This is a genomic window from Desertibacillus haloalkaliphilus (genome assembly GCF_019039105.1).
GTDB lineage: Bacteria > Bacillota > Bacilli > Bacillales > KJ1-10-99 > Desertibacillus > Desertibacillus haloalkaliphilus.
In genome coordinates, this window is record NZ_JAHPIV010000391.1 from 1 (window position 1) to 367 (window position 367).

2 protein-coding genes are annotated in these 367 nt (G+C 48.8%); both read right to left on the reverse strand.

Going from position 1 to position 367, the window contains the following annotated elements; all coding sequences use genetic code 11:
* The coding region (locus KH400_RS30140; RefSeq protein ID WP_217228418.1) for a hypothetical protein at positions 1–191 on the reverse strand (191 nt) is incomplete at its 3' end.
* Positions 188–367: hypothetical protein (locus tag KH400_RS30145; RefSeq protein WP_217228420.1), on the reverse strand; the 180-nt coding region annotated here is incomplete at its 5' end. The genes KH400_RS30145 and KH400_RS30140, both read right to left, overlap by 4 nt.

A 367-nucleotide genomic window follows, 5' to 3' on the forward strand; every position in this document is an offset into this window, starting at 1 on the left:
ATCCTTTTTCCCTTTCCTCTCCTTACTTTTTCCCTCACTCTCCCTCTCTTCTTTCCCTTATTCCCTACCCCTCCCTTTCCTTTTCTCCCCCTCACTTTTCCTCCTCTCTCCCCTCCCTCCCTCCTTCTCCCTCCTTCTTTCTTTTCCCCTCTCTCTCCTTTTCTTTTTTTCTTTTCTCCTCTTCTTTTCATTTCCCTTCCCCCCTCCCTTTTCTTCCTCTTTTTCTTTTCCCCCCTTTTCTTTCCTCTTCCCCTTCTTCCTTCCTCTTCCTTTCCTCTCTCTCTCTCCTTTTCCTCCCCTCCCCTTCCTTTCTTCTCTTCCCCCTCCCCTTTCCCTCTCCCCCCTCTTTTTCCTTTCTTCTCCCTTT